The organism is Paenibacillus sp. 7541 (assembly GCF_002276395.1).
GTDB lineage: Bacteria > Bacillota > Bacilli > Paenibacillales > Paenibacillaceae > Paenibacillus_AQ > Paenibacillus_AQ campinasensis.
This window is the reverse complement of record NZ_NQLZ01000001.1, coordinates 159,744-179,174: the sequence shown is the minus strand read 5'-3', so window position 1 is coordinate 179,174 and position 19,431 is coordinate 159,744. Positions and strand designations below refer to the sequence as shown.

The window sequence follows — 19,431 nt, the reverse complement described above, 5'->3', positions numbered from 1 at the left end:
GATTTATAGAGCTTGGAGGTATTGATATGAGCGAAGCGCCTCTATTGGAAGTCAAAGATCTGAAAACCCATTTTCATACCGAACGCGGGAAAGTAACGGCGGTCAACGGCGTCAGCTTCTCGATGCACAAGGGCGAAATTATCGGCATTGTCGGTGAATCCGGCTGCGGAAAAAGCGTGATGTCCCAGTCGATTCTGCGTTTGCTTGATCATACGGATAGCATTGCCTACGAAGGGGAGGTTCTGTTCGAGAACGAGAATTTGCTGGAGCTGCCGCTGTCCAAGCTGAGAGCGATCCGCGGTGACGATATCTCGATGATCTTCCAGGACCCGCTCACCTCTCTGAGTCCGGTGTATACAATCGGGAATCAGATTATGGAAGTGATACGTCTCCACCAGAAAAAATCCAAACAGGAAGCTTACCAGCAGGCGATCGACATTTTGCGGTTAACCGGGATCCCGTCACCGGAGATTCGGGTGAACGAGTATCCGCATCAGCTGTCCGGTGGCATGCAGCAGCGCGTCATGATTGCGATGGCGCTGGCTTGTGAGCCGAAGCTGCTTATTGCCGACGAGCCGACTACGGCGCTCGATGTAACGATTCAGGCACAGATTCTGGAGCTTATTACCGATCTGAACGAACGGCTCGGCATGGGCGTGCTGTTCATTACGCATGATCTGGGTGTCGTATCCGAGCTGTGCACGGGCGTTAAGGTTATGTACCTGGGACAAATTGTGGAGGAAGCGGACACGAAAAGCCTGTTCGACAAGCCGCTCCATCCCTATACACAAGGACTGATCCAATCGATTCCCAAACTGGACGGAGACCGCAATGACAAGCTGCATGTGATTGAAGGAACGGTGCCTTCTCTGACGGATGTTCCGAAGGGCTGCGGTTTCTCAACCAGATGTCCGTTTGCAGATGAGAAATGCCGGTCTGAAGAGCCGCCGATGAGGCACGCCGATGAACAACACAAGGTCAAATGCTGGCATTATGCCTCCATAAACCGGCTGGAGGGGAGTGAAACCACCCGTGACTCAATCAACTGATCAAGCCATTCTGCGCGTCCAATCTCTGCATAAGCGATTCCCGGTCTATGGATCCTTTGGCAAGCTGTTCGGCACCAAAGCCCATGTCAATGCCGTCACCGATGTCTCCTTCGAGCTGTCTGAAGGTGAAACCTATGGGCTGGTCGGCGAGTCCGGCTCTGGCAAGAGCACGACCGGGCGTACAATATTGGGGCTGACACCTGCAACTGAAGGCCAGGTGCTGTACGGCGACCGGGAGCTCAATGCGATGACCAAGGACGAGCTGAAGAAATTCCGCAAGGAAGTACAGCTTGTGTTCCAGGACCCGTATTCGTCCTTGAATCCTAGAAAGCGGATCGGCAGCATTCTGGAGGAGCCGCTGATCATTCATAAACTGGGGAACAAGGAAGAACGCCAGGAAAAGGTGTTCCAAATTCTGGAGACGGTAGGGCTGCGGCCGGAGCATGCTTTTCGGTTTCCGCATGAATTCTCGGGAGGACAGCGCCAGAGACTCGGCCTCGCCAGAGCGCTGATCATGAATCCTAAAATTATCGTTTGTGATGAGCCGGTCTCCGCACTGGACGTCTCGATCCAATCGCAAATCTTGAATCTGCTGAAGAAGCTTCAGCAGGATATGAAGCTAACCCTGCTGTTCATCACACATGACATCAGCGTGGTACGCTATATATCAGATCGCATCGGCATTATGTATCTAGGCAAAATTGTGGAGGAGGCACCTACAGATGATTTGTTCCGTGAACCGCTGCACCCGTACACCCGGGCTTTGTTCTCGGCGGTGCCGGATTTCGGACGCAGCAGGCTAAAGGAGCGAATCATTCTCAAGGGAGAGATTCCATCTCCGCTGGCGCTGCCTAGCGGCTGTGTATTCCACACCCGCTGTCCTTGGGCAACCGAGCTGTGCCGGTCAGAGACACCGCCGCTGCGGGAAATCATGCCGCACCACAAAGCGGCCTGCCATTATGCCGCACCCGGTTATTTCAACACGGAACAACCTATTGAAAAGGAGATAGAAGGATGACAACATTAAAAATCGTAAACGGTCAGGACCATATTTATAACGGAGCAGGCATGCAGCTTGTCGGCACACACAGCCCGGATCTGGATGGCGGATTGAATCCAAGGGAACTGCTGGAGGCTTCCCTGGCCCTCTGCATCTCCATCTCTCTTCAGAAGATGATGGCGTTCGACGGGGTGAAGTATGATAAAGACTCGATTCATATTGAAGTGACGTCCACGAAGGATGAGGACCGGAGAAAGAACCGTTTCGCTCATTTTCACGTGACGGTTGCGTTGCCGCCTACTTTGGAGCCGGACTACAAGGAAAAGCTCAAGACCGTCGTCGAGCGGGCATGCACCATCAGCAATACGTTGAAAGGCGAAGCTGTCGTTGAATTGGTAGAGCGGGGATAGGAGAAGTGGCCTAGGTCGTGACCTGGAGCTGAATAGCACCTAAGATTCACCGTCATCTTGCTTGAATATGCGTATTTACACTCGCATGCTGCCGTTTGTGGATCAATCGTCCTGTTTTCAGCGGCAATGACCATATTTTTTGTGAGGCATTAGGAGGAATTACACCACTTTTTGTCGAATGAGTAGCCTTATGATGAAGAGAAGAAAAATTGCGGCCCTGATTGGCTTGTTTTTGCTTATGCTGACGGTGGTTCGCCTTACCTGGATTAATATACAGACCACTTCAACACAGGTGCATGCAGAAAGCGGTGTCCTGGATTTGCGGGATTGGGCCCCCGCTGACAGGCCGATTCTGACCCTTGTCGGAGAATGGGAATTTTATCCGATGCAGCTGATCACACCAACGCCGGACGGCTCGTTTGCAGTGGGCGATCACAGCGTAGCCCTCGCTACAATTCCAGGCAGCTGGCAGCGTGAGATGCCTTCAGGATCTGTCTTCGGGCATGGGACGTATCGGCTGCGTGTGGTGATGCCTTCCGAAGGCTTGCCTGAATTGAAAATACGCGTGCCGGGGATCTCCGCATCCTCGGCTTTGTATGTGAACGGACAGTTGATGGAGCAGTCCGGTCAGCCGGCGGAGCATTCTGACTCCTATACAGCGAGCAATGTGCCGTACTCCATCATGCTTCCGGAACAGGAAGGGACGCTCGACATTGTTCTGCAAACCGCGAACTACAACGACCGTGTAATGGGAGGACTGACAGAGCCGATCAAGCTCGGAACGAACGATGCGATGAACAGGGCTTACTGGTTCTCGGCGGGTGCCCAGGCGACGGTGTTCCTATTGGTCTTGATGCACGCGATATATGCGCTGGTTCTTTATTTTATCGGAGCCCGGGAGAAACCGCTGCTGATCTTTTCCTTGCTGTCGATTAGCGGTGCGGCCACGGTTGCAGTTGACATTGACCGTCTGCTGCCCGCGTGGTTCGGGGTCGATTATGTAACGTCTCATAAAATCTACTATTTGTCCTATTTGGGAGTAGCGGCGCTGGTGCTTCCTTTTATAAGAGGACTGCTGCCAGAATCTCCAATTATGCGCCACTCGCGCTGGCATCTGATAGTATGTATTGTCTTCGGGGTGCTTGTATTGGCACTGCCGGTGGAGCTGTACACCTATGCCGACGTGCTGCATACGCTCCTCATGGTGATCTCGTTTGTGATCACGCCGTTCATCTTGTATTTGGCGGTGCGACGAGGCCTGCCCGATACGATTTATTTGCTGCTTGGATCGGTGGCGCTGGTCTCGAATCTGGTCTGGGGGATTCTGAATTATTCACTGCTGCTTGATATAGGCTACTATCCTTTTGATATGTTGGCCGTGTTCATATCCTTCGCGCTGTTCTGGTTCAAGCGCTATTTCCGCAATGCTTCCGAGATGGCCAGACTTGCAGAGAAACTGCAGCGAGCAGACAAGCTCAAGGACGAATTCCTCGTCCATACTTCACACGAGCTGAGAAATCCGCTGCATGCCATTATGAATATGGCGCAGACCGTCATGGACAGCGGCGGAAGAGCCGAGGACCGGAAGAATCATTTCCGGCTCAAGCTGCTTGTGTCGGTTGGCAAACGGATGAATATTCTGCTCAGTGACCTGATCGACCTCACAAGACTGCGGGAGAATCGAATCCGGATTGAACCGGCCCCGGTTCTTCTTCAAGCAGAGGCAGCAGGCGTGCTGGACATGGTTCGTTTCCTGACGGAGGGCAAGCCTATTCGGTTTGAGAACCGGATACCGGAATCGTTGCCCCCGGTGCTGGCGGACGAGAACCGGCTGCTTCAGATTATGTTTAACCTTCTGCACAATGCGGTGAAATTCACGCGTGAAGGTGTCGTCGCGATCGAAGCAGAAGTGCAGGGCAGCGATGTCGTTGTTCGCGTAACAGATACCGGGGTCGGCATGGACGAAGAGACGCTGAGCCGGATTTTCGAGCCTTATGAACAGGCTGAGGAGCATGGAAGAAGCGCCTCTGGCTTCGGGCTCGGCCTGACGATCAGCAAGCAGCTGGTTGAGCTTCATGGCGGCGAGCTGACCGCGACTTCCACTCCGAACGCGGGCTCGGTGTTCAGCTTTACCTTGCCTGTAGCGCCTGCGGAGGCAGAAGTCGCAGAAGCCCCAGGAGCTGATACTCCGGTGTCGGCAGTCCGAATGGATGAGGGAGATCTGCTTAGCCAGGTTCAGACGGAGGGAACGCCTGAGAAAGCCGGAGCAGAGGCGCCGGAAAGGCCGCGCATACTTGCGGTTGACGATGACCCTGTCAATCTGTATGTGCTGCGCAGTGCGCTCGCACCAGATGCCTATGAAATCGTGACCGCGACAAGCGGTGCCAAGGCGCTGTCTCTCCTCAATCAGGAGACGTGGGATTTGATCATCACGGATGTGATGATGCCGGAAATGTCCGGCTATGAAGTTACCCGGTCCGTTCGCACACTGTTCTCTCATTCAGAGCTGCCGATTCTGCTGCTCACAGCACGACACCGGCCGGAAGACATTGAGGCGGGGTTCCGCGCAGGAGCGAATGATTACATCGTCAAGCCGGTGGACGCTCAGGAGCTGCGGGTTAGAGTGCAAGCACTCACAGCGGTAGCCCGTGCCGCTCGCGAGCAAACCCGGTTGGAAGCGGCATGGCTCCAGGCTCAGATTCAGCCGCATTTTCTGTTCAATACGCTGAATTCGGTAGCTGCACTTGCCGAGGTGGATACCGAGCGGATGCAGAGGCTGCTGCTCGCCTTCGGAGATTACTTGCGGTCCAGCTTTGACTTTACCAATCTGAATCGGCTCGTTCCGCTGCGAAAAGAGCTGGGACTGGTTCAGTCCTACCTGTACATCGAGAAGGAGCGGTTTGGCGACCGTATTCAGATCGAGTGGGAGGTAAACCAGCATCTGGAGCTGAACGTCCCGCCGCTGTCCGTCCAGCCATTGGTTGAGAATGCGCTGAGGCACGGGCTTCTGCAGCGCTCCCGGGGAGGCACGGTGCGAATACGGGTGATTGATCGCGGGGACCGGGCGGAGATTTCGGTTGAAGATAACGGTGTCGGCATCGATCCCAATACGCTGCGGAAGGCGCTGAATCCGGAAGATGGAATCGGTAGTTCTTCAGGCGTTGGTCTGGCGAATACCGATCGAAGATTGAAGCAGCTGTACGGGACGGGCTTGAAGGTGAAGGGAGCTGTGGGACTGGGCACGATTGTATCTTTTACCGTACCGAAAGAAGGTCGATCCGGCTCACTGTCCAATGATCATGAACGATCTGAGATGATGGTGTAGCATGTGCTGGGCCTGCCATTTGGCGAGGCGTTTCAGGAAAGCGGGGGAATGGGATCCCTCGCTTTTTTGCGTTGAAGAGCGGTTGGGGCTACGGAAGAGGGGAACTTAAGATGAAAAAGAGAAATTAAGATATGGAAAATAATCTGACATACGAAATGGACTGGAATGAAATATACCTTGACAGAATATAGCATATTAACATTATAATGATAAAAAATGTTCTATGACTTAGAAATATGTAATAGAATATGACACGTAATGGGGATGGAGTGAGATTGGCACAAAGGCGGTGATTCATGACGAAACAAAGTAGTGTAATACCAAATGACTTCTAAGTTGATTCCAAATGAATTTGAATTTTAAACCTTAGGGGGCAGAATATGGAGAAAGCTGTTGAATGGTTAAATAATCTGATTTGGAGCAATGCACTGATTTATCTGTGTCTTGGTGCCGGCTTGTTTTTTACGCTTGCTACACGGTTCCTGCAAGTCCGATACATTAAAGAGATGGTCAAGTTGATGTTCCAGGGCAAAAGCTCGGAGGCAGGCATCTCCTCATTCCAGGCTTTGTCGATGGCGCTTGCAGGGAGAGTAGGGACGGGGAATATCGCCGGTGTGGCAACGGCCATCGCCTCCGGCGGGCCGGGAGCCGTATTCTGGATGTGGCTGATTGCGTTTCTCGGTGCCGGCTCAGCCTTTGTCGAAGCGTCGCTTGGTCAGGTGTTCAAGACAAAGCAGAATGGACAGTTTCGGGGCGGACCTGCTTACTATATTGAAAAAGGGCTGAATATGAAGTGGTACGCCATCCTGTTTGCGATCGTAACTGTCATTGCAACGGGTATGCTGCTTCCGGGAGTTCAGGCCAATACCATCGCTTCGAGTATGAATTCCGCTTTTAGCATTCACCCAGCCGTCATTGGCTCGCTGCTTGTATTGGTTCTTGGGATTATTATTTTCGGAGGCGTGAAGCGGATTGCTAATGTTGCCCAAGTGATCGTGCCGTTCATGGCCATTGCTTACATAATTATGGCGCTCATTATTGTCATTGCCAACTTGTCCGAAGTTCCAGCTATTATGAGCCTTATTTTCTCCAGTGCATTTGGCGCGGATGCTGCGTTTGGAGGAATATTGGGGGCAGCGATTAGCTGGGGTGTCAAACGGGGAGTTTATTCCAACGAAGCAGGACAGGGTACGGCCCCGCATGCGGCTGCTGCGAGCGAGGTGTCACATCCGGCCAAGCAAGGGCTTGTACAGTCGTTCTCGATTTATATCGATACGTTGTTCGTGTGTTCTGCAACCGCCTTTATGATTCTCATAACAGGCATGTACAACGTAGCGCCTAACGGAATGGATCCGATCGTTACCAATCTTCCCGGTGTGGAATCCGGGCCGGACTTTACCATTAAAGCCATTGAGACGATCTTCCCTGGATTCGGGGCACCGTTCATTGCGATCGCTTTGTTCTTCTTCGCTTTCACTACGATCATGGCCTATTATTATATGGCTGAAACGAATCTGGCTTATATCAATCAGAAGACCAGACGAATCTGGATGGAGTATGTGCTGAAATTTGCCGTCCTGGGCGTAACCTTCTTCGGCTGTATCCGAACTGCCGATCTGGCTTGGGGCCTTGGCGATATCGGGGTAGGCAGCATGGCTTGGCTGAACATTATCGCGATCCTGCTGCTCACCCGACCGGCGCTCAAGATTTTGCGCGATTATGAACGGCAGAAGAAAGAGGGCAAGGACCCGGTATTCGATCCTGTGAAGGTGGGCATTGCTAATGCCGACTTCTGGGAGAAGGAGTACGTGCCAGAAGCTGCGGCTCAGACACCGCCGAAGAACAGCAATACACTGAATCTGTAGAGAAGCATGCTCTAGGGCCTATGATGTGCCGTATGAATTTGCTTGTGATGAAAGCCGCTTGGTTTAAGCGGCTTTTTCTGTTGTGGTGTAGCAGGTGATATTTATTTATGGACACGGATCGCTGCGTTTTAGCCGTTTCACAACATTGGCAGACTGAAATCATCTACCGTTCGGATGACCTAAATTCAGCTTTGCACGATTATCCCCTTCATTCAGGGAGGGAGCGGGGGGAGTGCTGCCTGAGCGAAAGGGATAACGGTGCAATGGGTCCTGAAGGTAAATATGGATTTGCCCGAGTCTATGATCATGGCAGCAGAATCGTGTATACTTAATAGAAAGCACAGCGATTACGAATAAAGCATACAACAAGCTCAAGCCTAAGGCTTTACATGCCTGTGCTTGAGCTTGTTTGCTTTCAAAAAGGAGCCAGATTTTATCCAAGAAAACGTGTGCGATTGGGGGTTTAGACAAGCCCCTTGTCCATCGCCATTTTGATCAACGATGCAAAGAGGCTGTTGGACCAGGCGAACCATTCGCGAGAAAAATCGGTCGGGTCGTCAGGGTGGAATCCTTCGTGCATATAGCCAGTGTCTGCATCGGTTGCGATGAGCATGTCGATCAGCATCTTGATCTCTTCGTCGTTGTCAGCTGTGAGCGCCTGCATGGACAGCGCCATATGCCATACGTAACCGCCGGGTGTGTGCGGACTGCCGATTCCTTTGGCATATTGGCCTTCGAAGTAGAACGGATTATCGAAGCTGAGCGCAAATCTGCGGGTGTTCTGATAGATCGGGTCGCTGTTATCGGTATAGCCGATATACGGAATGGATAACAGTCCAGGCGTTCCCGCGTCATCCATCAGACTGTAGTTGCCGTAGCCATCGGTTTCATAGGCGTAAATCTTGCCGTACTTCGGATGATCCACGATACCGTACGTACGAATGCCGAAGTCGATTTCTTTACGGAGTTTGGCGGCAGAAGCAGCGAGCCGTTCGTCCCGGTATACTTCGCTCATGATGTCTTGGATATGCCCCAGGATGACCACCGCAAACATATTGGAAGGGATGTTATATCCGAATTCACAGCTGTCGTCGCTCGGACGGAAGCCGGACCAGCTCATTCCGGTGTAGTTGACCGGCATGCCGCGGCCGTTATTTTGCAGCGTTTCCGTATCCTTGTCGGTTTGGCGGATGAAATGATAAGGCGATTGCTCCGCATGCCGCTGTTCTGTCCGAATAACATGCACGATGGAGGTCAGTGCCTGGTAGCAAGCATCATCGAAAATGCTCGCATCCTCCGTTTCCTTCCAATACATATAGGCGAGCAGCACGACAAAGCAGAGGGAGTCGAGTTCATACTTCCGCTCCCACATCCACGGACTCAGATTGCAATCATCGGTGGCCATGTAATGTCTGTCGTTTGCTGTTTCATTGAATGCATTCGTGTAAGGATCGATATTGACATAGAACATCTGTCTGGCGATCAATCCGCGCAATATGCGGCGCAGCTCCGGGTCGTCTTTGGCAAATGGAATGTAGTGCCGGACCTGCTCTGTGGAATCGCGGAGCCACATTGCCGGAATATCTCCCGTGAAGACAAAGGTCGTACCGTCATCAAGCAGCTTCGTGGTGGTCTCCAGTGTGTTCGGAAAGCAGTTTCTGTACAGTTGTTGCAGCTTGGGGTGATGCTCCAGCCGTTTATCGGCTTCGTTCAAATGCTGGGTGATGGATGCTGGCAGATTCATTAGCGATCTCCTCCTGAAATGGTAGCTTCACACGTTGCACAAGCGTGAGTGCAGACTTGTTTGATTGGTTCGACTTCTTGGATGTTCGTACGACATGTTCGCACAATCCTTCATGGAGCACAATATGTAGCTTATGCATCTCTTTACAGGGTTCATAACTCACACATTCCGGACAATGACACGGGGGAACGGTACGGGAAGTTTCGATGCAAAAAAGCAGGATAACAGCGCATCACCGCGCACGGTGAGGTGACAATGCACAACTTACACATTTACGATGTCAGCATGTATTCACTAGACTTTGACTTGTAAGCGTTACCTGTGAGTCACCCTGACGTGGAGGTTCGTGAGTGACCAGATAACCTGACATCAATAGATCATTACGAAAGGAGGGGGAGCATGAAGGGGAAAAGACTACTAGCTGCAATCTCTGGAAGCGGTTTAATCCGTCGTGGAAACAAACCATCCAATAAAGATAAGAATCAGACGTCACTCGGAAAAAGAATCTGGGTGAACTGGGAGCTCTATTTATTCTTGGCGCCATGCTTGCTGTACTTTCTTATCTTCCACTACGGGCCGATGTACGGCATTCAGATTGCCTTCAAAAATTTTATCCCCAGCAGAGGAATCATGGACAGTCCATGGGTGGGCTTCGCCCACTTTGAGCGTTTCTTCAATTCTTATTACTTCTGGGATCTGCTCTGGAATACGTTCAGCCTCAGTTTCTACGAGTTGATCATCGGGTTTCCGCTCCCGATTATTCTGGCGCTTGCTTTTAACGAAATCCGCAATGGTCCCTTCAAAAAAACTGTCCAGACCGTTACGTATGCGCCTCATTTTATATCCGTTGTCGTTATGGCCGGGATGATTATTGCTTTCCTGTCGCCATCCACGGGTATTCTGATCAAATTTATGGAATGGTTCGGTATCGATGCGCCGAACTTCTTATCGGATCCGGCCTGGTTCAAGACGGTCTATGTACTGTCTGGCGTATGGCAGAGCACGGGCTGGGGCACCATCATTTACTTGGCGGCGCTCTCGGGAGTCGATCCTCAGCAGCATGAGGCTGCAATTGTGGATGGAGCCAGTCGGTTCAAGCGACTTTTGCACATCAACCTGCCGGCCATCCTTCCGACAATCACTATTTTGTTAATCTTGAACATGGGCAACATTCTGACCATTGGCTTTGAGAAAATACTGTTGCTGCAAAACTCGCTTAATATGGAGTCATCGGATGTCATTTCGACTTATGTATACAGAGCCGGTCTGGTCGACGCACAGTATAGCTTCTCGACAGCCGTAGGCCTGTTCAACTCCGTCATCAATGTCATTCTGCTGGTCACCGTCAACCGAATTGCCAGACGCACCAGCGAGAACAGCCTGTGGTAGAAGGGAGGAAGTATCATTGGTTACCTCGATTAAGGAATCGAAGGGAGACAAGCTCTTTCTTGTCAGTGTCTATCTCTATTTGATCGTTGCGCTGATTGTGGTCCTGTATCCGCTTATTTATATTCTCAGTGCGTCCATCAGCAGCCCGCAGCAGGTGAATACAGGGGAAATGTGGCTGTTTCCGAAAGAGATCACCTGGGCTGGATATCAGCTGGTCTTCGCCAACCCGAAGATCTGGAACGGATATCTGAACACCATCATTTATACCGGAATCGGCACGCTGCTGAATCTGGCGGTGACGTTGCCCGCAGCTTATGCGCTCAGCAGATCGGATCTGGTCGGCCGCCAAGCGTTCCTCGGATTTATTCTGTTTACCATGTTCTTTAGCGGCGGGCTCGTGCCAACGTATCTTGTGGTCAGGGATTTGGGGCTGATCAACTCGATGGGCGCACTTATTCTTCCTGTCGCTGCCTCGGTGTGGAACATCATCGTTGCCCGCACCTTCTTTCAGACAACGATTCCGAAAGAGCTTCAGGAGGCGGCCTATATGGACGGCTGTACTAACCTCAAGCTGTTCATCCGGATCGTTCTGCCGCTGTCTGCGCCGATTATCGCTGTCATGGCCTTGTTTTATGGGGTCAGCCATTGGAACAGTTATTTTCCGGCTCTGATTTATCTCAATGATGAAGCCAAGTATCCTCTCCAGATGGTGCTGCGGCAGATTCTCGTTCTTCAGGAGATGACAGCGGAAACGACCGGTGCCGCGCTCAGCGGAGATGCAGCTCGGGCGATGAATTCAAAGGCCGAGACAGCATCACTGATCAAATATGGTGTCATTGTTGTGTCTACTTTGCCAATTGTTGCTCTCTACCCGTTTTTGCAGCGCTATTTTGTCCAAGGGGTCATGATCGGCTCTGTAAAAGGCTAGGGAGAGCATTCATATAATTGGAGCTTAATTATCGAAAGGGAGGATTCATCGATGAAGATTACTAGTAAACCGTGGAAGCTGGTCGTAACGGGACTGACTGTCCTGTCGCTGCTCGCCGGATGCAGTTCGGGCGGCAGTACGGACTCGGCCGAGAAGAATTCAACGGAGGCTGCAGCTGTAAATAAGGAAGGCTTTCCGATTGTCAATGAACCGATTACACTCACGATGATGGCGCCGGATGTCGGCGTTCAGAACTGGCAGGAGATGGTCGTTCTGCAACAGATGGCTGAAAAGACAGGCATCACCTTCCGATATCAAAATGCGCCGAAGGACAGTTTTGATACGAAGAAGAATCTCGTATTTGCCAGCGGCGATTACCCGGATGTGTTCTATGCTGCAGGTTTGACGCCTGCCGAGCAGATGAACTATGGCGAGCAGGGAATTCTCGTTCCACTGGAGGACCTGATTGAAGAATACGCACCAAACTTCAAGGCGCTCATGGACGAGAATCCGGAAATCCGCAAATCGATTACAGCACCGGACGGCCATATTTACTCTTTGCCTGTCATTGAGTTGAGCCAGCATTGGTACCGTAACCCGCTGTGGTACAACGGCGACTTCCTAGAAGCGCTGAACATCGACAAGTTGCCTGAGACCACCGAGGAGCTGTATACGTTCCTGAAACGCGTGAAAGAAGAGGATCCGAACGGCAATGGCGTTGCCGATGAAATTCCGATTTCTTCGGTATCTACAGCGACGACTAATGTTCGGGATATCCGCACCTGGCTGCTCGGAGCATTCGGTGTTTATGAGGACGAAATCTACGTTGATGATGAGGATGTTGTACGTTATACCCCGATTGAAGAAGGGTTCAGAGAATATCTTGTGTATATGAACCGTCTGTGGGAAGAGGATCTGCTTGATCATGAAAGCTTCTCCCAGACCGCCGAGCAGAAAAAAGCCAAAGCACAGAACAATCAAGTTGCTCTGTTCTCCGACTGGCATGCCTACATGACGAAAGGCGGAGAGCCTTCGACCAAAGACCCGATGTTCATTCCGGTGAAGAGTGATATGGTAGATAAACCGGCCATTGCCAAGAACAGAGGCATTACAACAGGCGCTTTTGCCATCTCGGTCACTAACCCTGCACCAGAGGCATCGATGCGTTGGGTGGACTATCTGTATTCCTATGAAGGCGCACTCTTCTTCAATAAAGGGCCGGAGGGCATGCTGTGGGAGTACACAGATGAAGCGAACCGTGTCAAACGCTATCTGCCAGTTCCAGACGGCATGGAGATGGAAGATTACCGTGCAACGTTAACGCCAAACTACGGCATCCCGGCTCCAACCGTCAATACGGATGATATCAATAAAGGGTTGAAAACTGACTTTGACCTGTGGGTAGAGCAAGAGACGCAGGAGAACCTGCTTAATCGTGGAGCCAGACCACCGTTCCCAGCGTTGTTCCTTACCGTCGAAGAGCAGACGGAGATCAACAGCCTGAATTCGGATCTGAGCACCTATGTGAAACAGATGGAAGCGAAATTCGTTACCGGAGCAGAGCCGCTCTCCAGTTGGGATAACTATATCAGCACGATGAAGAAGATGGGTGCCGATCGGGTGGTTGAAATTTACCAAGGTGCTTATGACCGCTGGAAGTCGAACTAAATTTAAATGAGGTTCTATACAAGTTGAACCTGACTTATTCCCTTTGGTTCATGCAAACGTTCAACAGACAATAGAAAGGTGCTTCTACATGAAATACAGAGATCAAACCTTGCCTACAGCAGAGCGTGTTCGCGACTTGCTGGGGCGCATGACGCTGGCAGAGAAAGCCGGACAGCTTATCCAGCCATTCGGCTGGACGTGCTATGAGCGTAAGGCGGATGGCAGCGTCGAGATGACGGAGGCATTTAAGACAAGGGTCGCCCAAGGAGGGATAGGCTCTCTGTACGGTACGCTTCGTGCTGATCCCTGGACCGGGGTAACTCTGGAGACAGGCTTGTCTCCGGAAGAAGGGGCGAAGCTAATTAATCAGATGCAGGCTTATGCCATACAGGAGAGCAGGCTTGGCATACCGATCCTATTCTGTGAAGAATGCTCGCATGGACATATGGCGATCGGCTCAACTGTGTTCCCGGTTCCTCTTGCCATCGGGAGCACCTGGAACCCGGAACTATATCATGAAATGTGCCGGGCGGTAGCATTGGAAACTCGCAGTCAAGGAGGAGCCGCAACGTGCTCACCGGTCCTGGATGTGGTCCGGGACCCCCGGTGGGGCAGGACGGAGGAGTGCTTCGCTGAAGATCCTTATCTCGTGGCCGAGATGGGCGTTCAGGCGATTAGAGGGCTTCAAGGACATGGGCTGGACAGGGATGACGCTATTCTGGCGACGGTGAAGCATTTTGCCGCTTACGGCAGTTCAGAAGGCGGACGAAACTCCGCCGCCGTACACATGGGGCCGCGCGAGCTGCATGAGGTGGACCTGCTCCCATTCCGCAAAGCGGTCGAGGCGGGAGCCCGCTCTGTCATGACCGCTTACAATGAAATTGACGGTGTGCCTTGCACCACCAACCGATATTTACTGCAGGACGTGCTGCGCGACCAGTGGGGATTTGACGGATTTGTCATTACGGACTGCGGTGCGCTCGGCATGCTGGTATCCGGTCATAACACAGCCGATCGTGCAGACAAAGCGGTCGCACAAGCGCTGATTGCGGGCATTGACATGGAGATGTCTGGAGAAATGTTCGAGGAGCATCTCCTCTCCGCAATTGACCGCGGGCTGATTTACGAATCCGATCTGGACCGTGCAGCGGCACGGGTGCTGGAGATGAAGTTCACGTTAGGATTATTTGATCGTCCGTTTGTCGATCCGGACCGGGCTCGCCAGGTGATCGGATGCAGCGAACACCGGGATTTGGCGAAGAAGGTGGCGGATGAGAGCATCATTCTGCTTAAAAATGATGCGCATACGCTTCCGCTGAGCAAAGAGATCGGCAGTATCGCGGTCATTGGGCCGAATGCCGATGCTCCTTACAATCAGCTTGGCGATTATACCTCACCGCAGCCTAAAGGAGCCATCGTCACCGTGCTGGAAGGCATTCGCGCTAAGCTTGGAGGCGAGGCCGAGCGCGTCCTGTACGCACCGGGCTGCCGCATCAAAGGCGATTCGCGGGAAGGCTTCCCGCTCGCCCTGGAGTGCGCAGCCAAAGCGGACGCCGTGGTCATGGTCATCGGCGGCTCCAGCGCGCGGGATTTTGGCGAAGGAACCATTGATCTGAAGACAGGGGCATCTGTCGTCACTGATGACCCGTGGAACGACATGGAATGTGGAGAAGGCATAGACCGCTCGACGTTGAATCTGCTTGGTGTTCAGCTGGAACTCGTCCAGGAGGTGCACAAGCTGGGCAAACCGCTGATCGTGGTTTATATCAACGGCCGGCCGATTGCCGAACCGTGGATCGTGGAGCATGCAGATGCAATTGTGGAGGCATGGTACCCGGGACAGGAGGGCGGACATGCGGTTGCCGACATGTTGTTCGGCGATGTGAACCCTTCCGGGAGGCTTACCATCAGCATACCAAAGCATGTTGGTCAGCTTCCGGTGTACTATTACAAGCGCCGCACACGGGGCAAGCGATACCTGGAGACGGACTTCAACGCTCAATATCCGTTCGGCTATGGACTGAGTTACAGTGAATTCGAGTACAGCAATCTTCAGGTGGAACCTGCCGTGATCTCGGCCGATGAAGAAGCCGTGGTTACGGTTGATGTAACCAATATCAGCGATGTCGCAGGTGCGGAGGTTGTCCAGCTGTACATCACGGATATGGCAGCCTCGCTAACCCGGCCCGAGAAGTCATTGAAGGGATTTCACAAGATCAGCTTACAGCCAGGCGAGGCGAAGAAGGTGTCCTTCAGCGTGGGCAGGGAGCAGCTCGAATTCGTATCTGCAGATTTGACACGCATCGTCGAGGAGGGCGATTTCAGTCTTCTGGTCGGTCCTCATTCCGAATCATATATGACAGCAACACTGAAAGTAACTACATCCTAGGAAAAGGCGAGCGAGCATAGCGTTTTCCTGCCACGCTCCTCCTAGATTATCTCTCATATTTAAGCTTTAAGCATTGGGCTTATTCGTACCAGATGAATACGTAATGTGGAGGCATACATCGTCTATGAAAATAACAAGACACCCCAACAACCCGATTGTGGTCCCCGGCAAGTACGAGTGGCGCAAAGTTACGGTCTTCAATCCGGCCGTCATTATCGACAACGGGAAGTTCTACATGATTGAACGAACCGCTGGCTCGCTGACACCTTGCAAAAATTTTCTCGGACTGCTTGAAAGTGAAGACGGCGTGAACTTCACGCATGTAAAGGACGAGCCGATCGTAACGCCGGACATGCTGGGATTTCCATACGGTAGCGTCCAGGACCCGAGAATTGTAAAAATCGACGGCACCTTTTATATGAATTACGCTCTCAGGCCGTGCGCCATGAGCTATTATCCAACCGGAGCAGGCATACCGGAGCGCTCAATTCCAAAATATCCGGACGGATGGGGAGAAGAGGAGGGGCACTGGCTCACTCGTTCCTCCATTCTGAAATCGGATAACCTGATCGACTGGGAATTTGTTGCCGATACGACACCGCTGGATATTAATGATCGTGACAATATTTTATTTCCTGAGAAGATCAATGGAAAATATGTGCTGCTGCGCCGTCCGGAGGAATACGTAGGGGAAGCCTACGGAACCGACAGTGCAGCGATGTGGATCACGTATTCGGAGGATCTTATTCACTGGGAAGAGCCAAAGCTTCTGGCCAAGGCGGAAAACCCGGTATGGGAATCGAGAAAAATCGGTGGAGCAACGCCTCCTGTACGCACAGACAAAGGCTGGCTCGTTCTATACCACGGGGTCGATGACCAGATTGTCTACCGCGTGGGGGCGATGCTGCTGGACCTGGACAATCCTGAGAAAGTCATTGCGAGGACGCACAATTTCATTATGGAGCCGGAAACGTATTACGAGAAATTCGGCTATCAAATTCCGAATGTGGTATTTCCGACTGGCAATGTGGTGAAGGACGGACTGCTCTACATCTATTACGGTGTAACGGACACGGCCATCGCGCTGGCTACAGTGCCGCTTGATGAGCTCGTGGACTATATTTTGAACGAACCACAATAAGCGAGGTACATCACAAATAAGCAGGGCCCTTTGGAGAATGCGTCTCCAAGGGCCCTGTCTTTACATATTTGCACTGCGCGCCTGGGAGCTGCACGGTGCTTCGGCTGCATGACTGCGGCCGGGTTGGCCATATGTGTATCCTATAGACCCTATACGTACCCTATAGAGCCCATATGCGGACTATACGCTAGCTGTTTGAGCGATGCTGATGCTGTTTGCGGTACTGACCGGGCGTCAACCCAGTTTCTTTCTTGAATTTCCGGATGAAATTTGGTGCATCCAAATAACCGACCTGTTCGATAATTTCCTTGAGCGGAGCGCTCGTAGTTACAAGCAGGCGAATCACTTCTTCCATGCGGCGTTTCCAGATATACTGCGAGAAGCTGATTCCGGTCTTATCTTTAAAACTGCGGCTCAAGTAAGAAGTTGAAACGGAAAATTTTAAAGCAACATGCTCCAGGCTAAGCGTATAATCGGCAAACTGCTGATCTACATAATCCACAATATCGTCAATCAGCGCCGGGGCGGCTTGCTCATGATTCCGCTCAACCGTCTGACAAATATCCGCTGTCAATGACAACAGCTTGTCCTCGAATTCCTCGAGCGTCTCAAACGAGGTATAATCCGAGATATGGTTGAACACCTTGTTCATGCCGATCTCGGAGGCGGTTCGAAGCAGGGCGTTCAAGAGATCAAAGCAGATACAGCGCATCAGTTGAATCTGCAACGGTTCGCTCCGGATCGTGTCCATCATCTCGGTGATCATCTGTACAGCCACCGATTCATTGCCCTGTTTAAGGCTCTGCTCCAATTTGAGCAACGACTTTCTGGGGAGCCATAATCCTTCGGCGACCGGATAATTCTGCTCTGCCAACTGGTCGAAATAAGTAATTCGGCTGCTGCCGACCATCCGATGCTCCAGCGCTGTAGCCGCTTCAATGAATGATTGGTTGAGCTGCGCGAGATCCTGGTAGGCTGTCCCTACCCCGATGCTTGGGTCAAGTCGGGTGTTTTCAGAGATGAGAGCCTGAATCGCACGAATGATTTGCTCTATCCGGAATTTAAGCGAGGATTCACCAGGGTCCGGAATCGAAATGATCAGCGCCAATTGATTGTCTGTGGAAAATTCCACCCCATAAATATGTGCACTCAGCCCGGGCAGTTCAACATGGCCTAGAATCTCCTGCAGTTGCTGGCGGTCATCCAGCGCTTCCCCGGCTTCATCATCTTCCCACGACAGAATGACAGAGAAATAAATGCCCTGTTCTTTCGGATATTCCAGTCCAGCCCCCGTAATCATACGCTCGATTTCAGGATCATCCGGCTTGCCGTGCTTGAGCAGTAATAGCATGCACTGGTTTCGCACAAAAGGCTCCTGCATATCAATGCGGGCGCTATAGTCGTGAATGGTCTGACGAATCCATTCCCATTCATTGCGCGTTTTCGGTTCTGAAGCATCGCCAACCTTCAGCTTGGCGAACTCCATCAGATCCTTGATTGGATGATATTGTCGTCTAGCCAGTACAAAGGCCGCAAGCACACCAGTCACGACAGCGATTCCGAACACCAGCAGTATCAGAGTCTGAACGTGCGCGACACGGCTGAAGAACTGGTAGCTTGGCATAATGGTCATGTAAGTCCAACCATTATCACGGGATTTCACCGATACAACCGAGTACATTTCATGGTCCAAGGAGAGGTTGTGAATGCCGGCATCAAGCGCAGCAAGTGTTCCGAGATGCTCTTGAGACAGAGTGACGCCGTGGTTGTTGGCGGTCAGCACTTCACTATTTTGATTGAAAATAAAGCTGCTTCCAGTAAAATCGCTAAGGATGGAGTCCATCACACCGGTAAGGTTGGATTCTTTCACAAGATATATGACGCTACCATAAGGATATGGATCATTCGGTTTAATCGGTGCAATAACCGTCAGCATCGTCTCGTGGAGCGAGTTGTTGATCGTCACTTTTTCCGCTGGTCGTATGAGCATCTGATTCGTGTTATTCAGCGCAAGCACGATATCATTCAATCTCCAGTTCTCGTATCGATAGAAAGAATCGAACGCAATGTCAACATTCGTCAGACCGCGATGGGAGTAAATGACCGGATCGTCATGAAAGTACAGAAAAATGTCCTCGATAATGCTGCTATTGGCCTTGTAATTGTTTAATGTTTGAATCGCTTCAACTCTGTGATAAGAATCGCGGACCATATAAGGGGTTAGCCGCCGATCATATGCGATTCTGCCAGCTATCTCCTGAAGCTCTTCCATACGGGAGTCAATCGTGGTCTTGACCTGATTTAATTGGTTGATGTTGGATTGTTCGATTTCGGAACGCAAGTCTTTGACAGCGCTATCATAAACAAAAATCGTTACCCCCGTCAGAGGAATCAGGAAGATCAGAATATAAGAGAGCGCGTACCTTAGGAGCAGTTTCGACTTGAAGTGATTCCAGTTCATTCGGAAACCGGATAGGATGAATGATTTGAGCTTCTGAATTGTCATTTGGATGAACCCCCCAT

General features: G+C 51.6%; 12 protein-coding genes. 10 read left to right on the top strand and 2 right to left on the bottom strand.

What is annotated here, in order from left to right:
- The first annotated feature begins 26 nt into the window (after positions 1-26).
- The 5 genes from CHH75_RS00860 (at position 27) to CHH75_RS00840 (ending at position 7,649) form a co-directional block, all read left to right on the top strand.
- Positions 27-1,049 (top strand): ABC transporter ATP-binding protein, encoded by a 1,023-nt coding sequence (locus CHH75_RS00860; RefSeq protein ID WP_095266088.1) that lies wholly within the window; start codon positions 27-29, stop codon positions 1,047-1,049.
- Positions 1,033-2,067, top strand: a complete 1,035-nt coding sequence (locus CHH75_RS00855) for an ABC transporter ATP-binding protein (RefSeq protein ID WP_095397205.1) — start codon at positions 1,033-1,035, stop codon at positions 2,065-2,067. The genes CHH75_RS00860 and CHH75_RS00855 overlap by 17 nt, the downstream gene beginning before the upstream one ends.
- A complete protein-coding gene (locus CHH75_RS00850) occupies positions 2,064-2,459 on the top strand; it encodes an OsmC family protein (RefSeq protein ID WP_095266090.1) in 396 nt (131 codons plus the stop codon). The genes CHH75_RS00855 and CHH75_RS00850 overlap by 4 nt, the downstream gene beginning before the upstream one ends.
- Before the next feature lie 190 nt (positions 2,460-2,649).
- On the top strand, positions 2,650-5,784 hold the full coding sequence (locus tag CHH75_RS00845; RefSeq protein WP_176475416.1) for a hybrid sensor histidine kinase/response regulator: 3,135 nt from the start codon (positions 2,650-2,652) through the stop codon (positions 5,782-5,784).
- Positions 5,785-6,164: 380 nt separating this feature from the next.
- Positions 6,165-7,649 carry an alanine/glycine:cation symporter family protein gene (locus CHH75_RS00840; RefSeq protein WP_095397203.1) on the top strand — a complete coding sequence of 495 codons (1,485 nt, stop codon included), beginning with the start codon at positions 6,165-6,167 and terminating at the stop codon, positions 7,647-7,649.
- Positions 7,650-8,112: 463 nt separating this feature from the next.
- Here CHH75_RS00840 and CHH75_RS00835 read toward each other — a convergent pair whose 3' ends face one another.
- The gene (locus tag CHH75_RS00835; protein ID WP_095397202.1) at positions 8,113-9,393 is read right to left on the bottom strand and encodes a glycoside hydrolase family 125 protein; all 1,281 of its coding nucleotides are present in this window, start codon (positions 9,391-9,393) and stop codon (positions 8,113-8,115) included.
- A gap of 399 nt (positions 9,394-9,792) precedes the next feature.
- On the opposite strand from CHH75_RS00835, the gene CHH75_RS00830 reads away from it, so the two are divergent.
- From CHH75_RS00830 to CHH75_RS00810, 5 genes are all read left to right on the top strand, one after another.
- Positions 9,793-10,782 (top strand): ABC transporter permease, encoded by a 990-nt coding sequence (locus CHH75_RS00830; protein WP_095397201.1) that lies wholly within the window; start codon positions 9,793-9,795, stop codon positions 10,780-10,782.
- Positions 10,783-10,798: 16 nt separating this feature from the next.
- Positions 10,799-11,710 carry a carbohydrate ABC transporter permease gene (locus CHH75_RS00825; RefSeq protein WP_095397200.1) on the top strand — a complete coding sequence of 304 codons (912 nt, stop codon included), beginning with the start codon at positions 10,799-10,801 and terminating at the stop codon, positions 11,708-11,710.
- A 51-nt stretch (positions 11,711-11,761) separates the two neighbouring features.
- Positions 11,762-13,378 (top strand): extracellular solute-binding protein, encoded by a 1,617-nt coding sequence (locus CHH75_RS00820; protein WP_095266096.1) that lies wholly within the window; start codon positions 11,762-11,764, stop codon positions 13,376-13,378.
- Positions 13,379-13,466: 88 nt separating this feature from the next.
- Positions 13,467-15,767 (top strand): glycoside hydrolase family 3 N-terminal domain-containing protein, encoded by a 2,301-nt coding sequence (locus CHH75_RS00815; RefSeq protein ID WP_095397199.1) that lies wholly within the window; start codon positions 13,467-13,469, stop codon positions 15,765-15,767.
- Between the two features lie 124 nt (positions 15,768-15,891).
- Positions 15,892-16,908, top strand: a complete 1,017-nt coding sequence (locus tag CHH75_RS00810) for a glycoside hydrolase family 130 protein (protein ID WP_095397198.1) — start codon at positions 15,892-15,894, stop codon at positions 16,906-16,908.
- A 187-nt stretch (positions 16,909-17,095) separates the two neighbouring features.
- Here CHH75_RS00810 and CHH75_RS00805 read toward each other — a convergent pair whose 3' ends face one another.
- The gene (locus tag CHH75_RS00805) at positions 17,096-19,414 is read right to left on the bottom strand and encodes a helix-turn-helix domain-containing protein (protein WP_095397197.1); all 2,319 of its coding nucleotides are present in this window, start codon (positions 19,412-19,414) and stop codon (positions 17,096-17,098) included.
- Positions 19,415-19,431 lie beyond the last annotated feature (17 nt).